Genomic DNA, 7,871 nt, shown 5'->3' on the forward strand with positions numbered 1-7,871 from the left:
CCACACACAGAGCCTCCCCCTCCGTGTGTGTGTGTTTGCGCGTGTGAGTGTGTGTGGGGTGGGAGCCCCGCGTGGGGGGCCGCCCCCCCCCCCCCCCCACTTCGGGTTCCCGATCGTCGCGCATCCGCACAAGCCGGGGGTGATCTACACCTTCCCGCTGGTGGCGGACATGGAGCGCTTCCGTTTCCCGCCCGATGCCTGCTGCGCGGTGTATCGCAGTGAGGACGGCGGCGAGACGTGGTCGAAGCTGAACGATGGACTCCCCACTGTCCCGTTCTGGGCCGCGGTCATGCGCGATGCCATGTGCGCCGACAACGCCGACCCGACGGGGATATATTTCGGCACCCGCAACGGCGAAGTGTATTGCAGCGCAGACGAAGGCGACCATTGGCAGCTCGTTGCCGACAAGCTGCCGGACGTACTGTGCGTGCGTGCCGCGGTCATCGGATAGCGCGATGGCTCGTGTCTGCCTGCCCTCCATGCTCCGCCCTTACGTCGACGGTGCCAAGGAACTGGACGTCGACGGTGCGACCCTGCAGCAGGTTCTCGATGCGCTGCGTGAACGATCGCCCGGTTTGGAACGCCGACTGCGTGACGAACGCGGGGCATTGCGCAGATATGTGAACTTCTATGTCGACGGTGACGAATGCCGTCTGCTCGACGGCCAGGACACCGCTGTCGGTGCACGAACCGAGGTGATGATCATTCCATCGGTCGCTGGCGGATGACCCTGTTCCGTTGGGCCGCGACGATTTCCCGACTACCGGAAGTAGGGCGTGGCCTGCACCCAATGGAACCCCCGCGAGACAGCCGGGTAGTGCGCAAGGTCGACCTGGCCCAGTTGCATTCGCACCGGCTTGCCGCCGAGCGCGCCCTCCAGAATCAGCCGATCTGCTTGTGGCTGAACGTAACTGAATGTCGCGAGCTTCCATTGGTGCGCTGTGTCTTTCGACAGCGTGATGGTGTGCTGGTCGGTGTCGATTCGAGCAGGGAAGGAGACGAGTGAATCGTCCAGACGCTGCATGGTCATGCCCTGGGGGATATCGAAGATGATGCGGCGGAATCGTTCAGTGACGCTCGGCATTCCGCTGGCAGGTGATTCGCTGAAGTCGACCAAGGCGGGTACCTGCTCGCCGGCGACCGAGAACTCGGTGACGTTCCAGATGCCGTAGAGCGGCGATTTGGGCCGTGCGTTGCCGTAGGTGTGCCAGCCGTCGTAAGCCTCGACAGTCGTGGCGCACAGTAGCCACACTCCGATCAGCGCCTGGGCTGCCAACAGGATTCGGTTGCCACGCGCCGTGGGCAGCAGTGGCGTCGATGTTCGAGCATCGACGGCCCGGCCGAGCATCGCCCGAACGATGCGGATGATGTCGGGTGCGGCCAATACCGCTGCGTACAGGAACAATTGCAGGGCGAACAGCTTCACCGGCACATCGAAGGCAAGATTCATCAGGAGCACCTGCATCGCCACGATGACGGCGAGTACAGACCCGAGCCCGGCTGTCATCGGCAGGATCAGCAGCAGCGCCGCAGCGACTTCCGCCGCACCCAAGGCCATCTCGTACGGCTCCGACAGCGACGACTGTGCCCACAGCACCGCCATCGGGCTCATATCGCCGAACGGTTCGACCAGCCGCTCGAGGTTGAACGACATCTGCGTCGGCAGCACTTTGATCATCCCGTACAGCAAAAGGGCGCTGACCAGGGAAATGCGCAGCAGCAGCCGGAACCACTCATACAGTCGCGCGTAGTTCGGGCGACGCCGGTCAAGGACCGACCAGGCGGTGGTGACCGGAACCGCGACCAGGAGCAGGGTGAAGACAGCCACCCATTTCGCTGCGGTATCACCGCTGCCGGTGACCGTGTAATCGATACGTACATCGAAGATCTGGGTGCCGACCCAGTCGGTGAGCGGATGCAACGCCGTCCACTTGGCGACACCGGTCACCGTCTCCTGCGGCACACCGAAGGTGCGCAGCAACGCGTGCAGCAGCCACACCCCCGCCATCCCGACCCCGACAACAACGAACCCGAACCGGAAGAGCACGCGGACCGCCGGGTGCCACCGCTCCACGGCCTCCGACTCGACGTCAACGACCTCGAGCTCCCGCTGAGCCAACACCCCTGTAACCATCCATCACTCCTACGGTCGAAAGCCGTGCGGGTGAAACGCTATGGGAGAGACAGTGACTCGGAAATCCAGCAAAATCGTTGCCCCGAGTGTTCGGGTCACGCGTCAATTCAAAACTGTCCACACATTGCTATCCGGCCCTTGGCCGAGACAGAACATTTCCTCACCGTCGGGCGACGTCGCTACTCCCGAACCCACTTCACAGGGAGTTCCCGGAGTGCGGGTGCCGAGCAGCGGCGCCGATTGCACCCATTTCGCGCTCGGCCCACCCGCCTTGGTGCATTTGAGAGTGCTGCCGTCATCCGCGGTGGCGTAATTGTCTCCGGGCGGTGTGCAGGGGACGCCGACTGCGGGAGTCGCCTTCTTGGGCGCGGGTTTGGTGGTAGTCACTGCGGCGGTAGTGCTTTCGGGCACGAATTCCGGGGTGCTGGCGGCGGAAGTCGGTGGAGCGGCGGCCGATGGCTGAGTCGTCACGGTGGCGGGTGCCGGAGCCGCCGCGAGCGCGATCGTGATATTCGCCGGTGCCGGGGTGACGAAACGCGGCGCGTCCATCGGTGCGCTTTCATCTTGGACCAGCGGAACGAACTGCAGCGCGACCATTTCGGGTAGCGCTTGCACCACGGACCAGCCCTCGACCTTGGTTCCCGCCTTCGGAGACGCACTGTACGAGTACGTCTCGAAACAGTCGTCGGTGAGGATGGCGTGCTCGGTTCGCTGGGTGATGCCGGCGCGGTCCACGGTGCTGAGCAGCCACTGGTCGGGTCGCGACATCCGGCTGGTGCCGATGCTCTCGATCTGGGCGCGAACCGCCAAAGCGACACGCCCCGGCAGCAGCTCGGTCACGCACTCCGCGGGTGCGAGCGCCACTTCGGTGAACGTGATGGTGCCGACCTTCGCTCCACTGGACGCGTCGGTGAACGCGAAGGCAGTGCCGAGACCTGATATCGGCGCGGCACTGGCCGAGGTGGTGGCTGATGTCGGCGTCTCAGCGCTCCCACACCCGGTTACGCCGACTAGAACGGCCGAGACGGCGATAGGCGCCAGATAACGCTGCATGGATGAAATCTCCTCGTATGGAAGCGAACCGGAAAGCATTGCACGGCGCGGCACCCTGCAGGAAATGCGCCAACTACATGACCGCGGCCGTGGCCGAGCCCGGAGCTCGGCCATCCGATCCGCATGCCATCCCAGGCGAAGTCAACTATGTTGGTACTCAACGCATTACAGCTCCACCCGCTGTACGGAGCTGAGGTATCCGGAGGGGGATCGATGCCGAATATTCATCGCGAGCGGGTTGCACGGTGGGCGGAGCGCACACTCGCCGAGCAGCGACAGTTGACGCCGGATCAGCGGCGGTTCCTCGCAGCGCTACTCACTGTGCGCGGCTGGCATGTGCTCGTGGACCGCGGTTCGCCCCTGCCCGACCGGATCGCGGCGTTCGCGCTGGGACGCACGGGCGTTTTCGCACTCGTCTTCACCGACGCGCTGCCCAGCTCGGCCGATGTCCTGAAGATCCGCGGCGATGCCGAGCGGACGTTCGCCAGGTTGGTTGTCGGCGGCGCCCAGTTCGTACCGCATTCCGTCGATGTCGTGCTCCTCATGCCGCGCGGCTCGCGGGCTACCGCAGACGGCCGTTATCTCGTGGTCGACGAGTCCAACTTCGTCGACACACTGGTGCGTCGTGAGAAGCGGATGCGCGCTGAGCGGGTCAGTGAGCTCGCGGCGACCGCTGCGGAAAAGCTCTCTTCGCACAGATACCTCTGCGCTGACGACGCTCCAGAAGCCGAAACTGTCGACGCCGGTGGCCTGTTCGACCAGGACGACCTCCGCGCCGACGCGAGGTCATCCGCGCTCGCCAGACCGTTCAGCGACTGGATGACATTCCTCGATCCCGATCAGCTCTCGCTCGTCCACACCACCTTCACCGGTCCCGCCCGGTTCAGCGGCCCGGCCGGCACCGGAAAGTCGGTCGTCGCGCTGCACCGGATGGCGCATTTCGCCAAGCGCAACCCTGGGCGACTGCTCTTCACGACGTTCGTCAAGAGTCTGCCCGCCTACCACGAGCGAGGTTTCGCACAGCTCGCGCCACACGCCACCGAGCGTGCCGAGTTCACTGGGCTGCATGCGTGGGCGAAGGCTTTCCTGGTCCGCCGCAAGGTCCAATTCAATCTGGACGACAAAGCGATACACGCCGGATTCGCCAAAGCGTGGCAAGGCGCCAGAGGGGTGTTGGGCCGGGTCGAGGGCACCGACCACGGGTACTGGCAGGACGAAATCGATCGGGTGATCAAGGGCCGCAGGATCACCGATCTGGAGTCGTACAAGCGCGTGCAACGGGTGGGTCGCGAGGGGATCAGCCTGCGGTCGACCCGCCGTGAATTCGTCTGGGAGAACTGGTACCAGCCGTACCAGGAAGTCCTGGATGCGCGGCATGCCCACGATTTCAACGATGTCATCTCACTCGCCGTCGACGAACTCCGAGCCCGTCCGCTCGACAGCACCGAGGCGTACGCCATGGTCGTCGTCGACGAAGTGCAAGACTTCACCCTCATGCAATTGCAGCTGGTGCACCAGATAGCGGGCGGCGGTTCCGACGCCCAGCTGCTCCTGGTCGGCGACGGACAGCAGCAGGTCTACGCCGGCGGCTGCACCCTGTCCGAGGCGGGGATCCCGCTCGCCGGTGGTCGTGGCCGTGTCCTGCGCACGAACTACCGCAATCGTGAAGCGGTGCTGCGGTATTCACAACGAATCGAGGCAAGTAACACCGTCGATGATCTCGATGGCGGCGCCGGCATCATCCTTCGTGACAGCGATCCCACTCTGCCGGACGGTCGGGCAGCCGACGTTCACGTCTCCCGTCGAGATATCGAAGGTCTACTCCCCCGCGCCCTCCGTGAGGCACAACTGGCGCCGGGTTCCGAGATCGCCGTGATCGTGAACTGGCCGAGCGAGGTCACGCGATATCTGCGGGTGCTGCGCCGGGCGGGCTTCAAGGCTGTCTCGTTGGAGAACTACGACGGCTCGCAGGTCGGGCCGGTCAAGGTGGGCACGGTGCGCCGCGCGAAGGGGATGGATTTCGCCGCGGTCTTCCACATCACCGAGGAACCGCCGAGGAACCTCGATGCACTGTCCGGCGGTGCCAGGGATCGAGCCGAGATGCTCGCCAGACAGCTGCTCGTCGCTACCAGCCGCGCCCGTGACTATCTCTGGGTCGCCTACCTGTCGGACTGAACTGGGAGGATCAGGACTGTGCACGACCATCCGCTCGCGTGGCTCATCCGGTCCGGCCGCGACGGCCAACGTGAACAACGCGCGCTCGACGAGGGGCTGGCCATCGTCGGCTGGGACGACATGGGCGACCTCAGCCGGTACCGAACCTGGGAAGAACTCAAAGCGGCACTGCGCGAGAACTACCCCCTCGCCACGCCCTCTGTGGTCGGCAACTGGGCCGGGCAACTCTGGAAATTCGACACCGATATCGCGAACGGCGACTTGGTCGTCATGCCGCTGAAGCTCCGGCCCGAGCTGGTCGCGATCGGGCGAGTTGTCGGGAAATACGAGTTCCGTGGAACCGAACCCGAGCAGTTTCGCCAGGTCAGAAAGGTCGACTGGCTGCGCACCGACCTGCCGTGGGAAGTGATCCGGCCTGACCTGCGGGCCAGCCTCGGCTCGCTGCTGACCGTGTGCGGGCTCCATCGCCACAATGCCGCGGCACGCATCGCCCACCTTGCCGACTTCGGGACAGACCCCGGGTTCGACGGTGACGAAGCGGGCACCGGCGCGGCCGAATTGCTCGCCGATGCGAGTTCGCGTGCAGCAGGCAACCCACGTCAGCTCACCACCCGCAGCTTGCTCGAGCACTGGGAATTCGAGCGCCGCACCGCTGCTGCGATCGTGGTGATCAAATCCGCCCTCGCCGAGAACGGGCTTACCACCCGTCCGCCGTTCACCGAGGGTGCGCTCAGCGATGTCGTTGCCATCGTGCCGCTCGACACCGAACCCGACACCGCGGCAACGCACACCGCGGCTGCTGAAATCTGGCCGAACGACCCCGGAGCGGTCGAAAATGTCTCCGATCCGGAACCGATGACCCGCCGGTTGGGCGATCTACCCGCCGCGTTGAGGTCCGTACCGTCGAACGTGAGCCTCACCGTGGCGAAGACGACCATGGTGCGTCATCAATTCTCGCAACTGGCCGTCATCGACCGGGACGGGACGTACCACGGCGCGATCACGTGGGAATCGATCGGCAGGGCCCATATCGCGGGTGACCATCCGACCCTGGCCGAGGCAACCGTGCCCGCCGTGGTCGTCGACCACGATGCTCCGCTGCTCGACCAGATCGACACCATCTACGACAACGGATTCGTCTTCGTGCGCAACACTGATCGCATGCGGGTGACCGGCATTCTCACCGCATCGGACCTCACCCGCCAATTCGGCATGCTGGCAAAGCCTTTCGTGCTCATCGAAGAAGCAGAGAACAGGCTGCGCCGAGCCGCCAACGATCATCTCGATCCCGACGACATCAAAGCCGCGGCTCCCAAGAACAGGCGGGCCCACATCACCGAAGCGGCGCACCTGACCTTCGGCGGTTACGTGTACCTACTGCAAGACCCGGTTCGCTGGCGCAAGCTGGGCTGGCGTCTGGATCAAAGTCAGGTCCTGGAGCTGGTCGAGCAGGTCCGCGACGTACGCAATGAGCTGATGCACTTCGCCACCGACCCGCTGTCGGCCGGTCAGGAGGCCGCGGTGCACGGTCTCCTACAGCTCCTGCGCACCGCCGAACCTAATCCCTGAGCACAGACCGGGTCCGGCCGCTACCCGCTGACGGAGAAGGGGAAGGTCGGCAGCTTCGCCAGTTGTTCGCCTGGTTCGAGGACGAACGACTGCCCACTGCAGTCACCGTTCTCCCAGAACGTCTGCGGGACACTGCTGCCGTTGACGATAGATCCGGCGCCCCTCGGACCGTGGCTCGCTACGCCCAGCTCCAAGCAGTTCTCCGGGCTGATCGCCGGCACTTCACCGTGCGGCAGCGAGTGAAGTAGGTCCTTGAAGTCGGGCATACTCCACCAGCAGACCGTCTCGGCGGGACACGGTTGCGACAGCACCGCTGTCGGCGTGCGGACCGAGATCGTTGTCTTCGTAGTCGGTTTCGCTGCGGTAGGCGGAACCGGTGTGGTGGCATCGGCCGCCGCGGTCGGTTGGACGACCGATGTCGAGGGAGCGCTCGCGGCAGGGACGCCACCATTGGCGTCGGGCTGGAATGCCAGGAAGACGAGCGCGGCGCCGACCGCCCCGGCTACTAGGAAACCGGCCGCCACCATCAATCTCACAGTGCGGCGCTTCTCTTTCGTACCCTCGCGGCTCACCTCGGCGTCGCGCCGCCACACACCGAAGTTGGTGCTGGACCGCACTTGTCGCGTGTACGACTCGTTCTGCGAGCTGCGATGTTGGGCATCGAGGCTGGCACGACCATGAACGTGCGCCCTCGGCTCGCCCTCGTTGGGCGGGAGTTCTCCACTCACACGCACAGGCTAGCCCCAGACAGCCAGACAGGTTGGGAGAAGCCAGGATCGGCCGATCCGGTGCTGGTTCTGGAACGCAAAAAGGCCCCCAACCAATGGTTGAGGGCCTTTCGCAATGATGTTCCGGCAGTGTCCTACTCTCCCACACCCTGTCGAGTGCAGTACCATCGGCGCAGGTGGCCTTAGCTTCCGGGTTCGGAATGGGACCGGGC

Annotated in this window: 7 protein-coding genes and 1 rRNA gene; 4 read left to right on the forward strand and 4 right to left on the reverse strand. The window is 64.9% G+C overall.

Features of this window, described 5'->3' with window-relative positions; genetic code table 11:
• Positions 1 to 139: 139 nt before the first annotated feature.
• Entirely contained in the window at positions 140 to 451 is a 312-nt protein-coding gene (locus tag ACFWPX_RS17340) for a WD40/YVTN/BNR-like repeat-containing protein (protein ID WP_378928215.1), read from the forward strand.
• Between the two features lie 4 nt (positions 452 to 455).
• Entirely contained in the window at positions 456 to 728 is a 273-nt protein-coding gene (locus ACFWPX_RS17345; RefSeq protein WP_378928217.1) for a MoaD/ThiS family protein, read from the forward strand.
• A gap of 32 nt (positions 729 to 760) precedes the next feature.
• On the opposite strand, the gene ACFWPX_RS17350 is transcribed toward ACFWPX_RS17345, so the two are convergent.
• Together ACFWPX_RS17350 and ACFWPX_RS17355 are read right to left on the reverse strand one after the other, a co-directional pair.
• The gene (locus ACFWPX_RS17350; protein ID WP_378928218.1) at positions 761 to 2,134 is read right to left on the reverse strand and encodes a DoxX family protein; all 1,374 of its coding nucleotides are present in this window, start codon (positions 2,132 to 2,134) and stop codon (positions 761 to 763) included.
• Between the two features lie 102 nt (positions 2,135 to 2,236).
• Positions 2,237 to 3,187, reverse strand: a complete 951-nt coding sequence (locus ACFWPX_RS17355) for a hypothetical protein (RefSeq protein ID WP_378928219.1) — start codon at positions 3,185 to 3,187, stop codon at positions 2,237 to 2,239.
• Between the two features lie 213 nt (positions 3,188 to 3,400).
• Between ACFWPX_RS17355 and ACFWPX_RS17360 the strand changes: the two genes are divergently transcribed.
• Complete coding sequence (locus tag ACFWPX_RS17360) at positions 3,401 to 5,362, forward strand: UvrD-helicase domain-containing protein (protein ID WP_378928220.1); 1,962 nt, start codon at positions 3,401 to 3,403, stop codon at positions 5,360 to 5,362.
• An 18-nt stretch (positions 5,363 to 5,380) separates the two neighbouring features.
• A complete protein-coding gene (locus ACFWPX_RS17365) occupies positions 5,381 to 6,931 on the forward strand; it encodes a CBS domain-containing protein (protein ID WP_378928221.1) in 1,551 nt (516 codons plus the stop codon).
• Between the two features lie 20 nt (positions 6,932 to 6,951).
• Here the strand turns inward: ACFWPX_RS17365 and ACFWPX_RS17370 are convergent, their stop codons facing one another.
• Positions 6,952 to 7,548, reverse strand: coding sequence for a hypothetical protein (locus ACFWPX_RS17370; protein ID WP_378928222.1), 597 nt, complete (start codon positions 7,546 to 7,548; stop codon positions 6,952 to 6,954).
• 232 nt (positions 7,549 to 7,780) lie between these two features.
• Positions 7,781 to 7,871, reverse strand: a 5S ribosomal RNA gene (gene rrf / locus ACFWPX_RS17375); the annotation flags it as partial.

This window comes from Nocardia sp. NPDC058518 (assembly GCF_042719655.1).
In the GTDB taxonomy this organism is placed as follows: domain Bacteria; phylum Actinomycetota; class Actinomycetes; order Mycobacteriales; family Mycobacteriaceae; genus Nocardia.

Bases quoted from the DNA above. Each gene is read 5' to 3' on its own strand.
- ACFWPX_RS17355 (WP_378928219.1), bottom strand. From the start codon at position 3,187: ATGCAGCGTTATCTGGCGCCTATCGCCGTCTCGGCCGTTCTAGTCGGC.
- ACFWPX_RS17350 (WP_378928218.1), bottom strand. From the start codon at position 2,134: ATGGTTACAGGGGTGTTGGCTCAGCGGGAGCTCGAGGTCGTTGACGTC.
- ACFWPX_RS17360 (WP_378928220.1), top strand. From the start codon at position 3,401: ATGCCGAATATTCATCGCGAGCGGGTTGCACGGTGGGCGGAGCGCACA.
- ACFWPX_RS17345 (WP_378928217.1), top strand. From the start codon at position 456: ATGGCTCGTGTCTGCCTGCCCTCCATGCTCCGCCCTTACGTCGACGGT.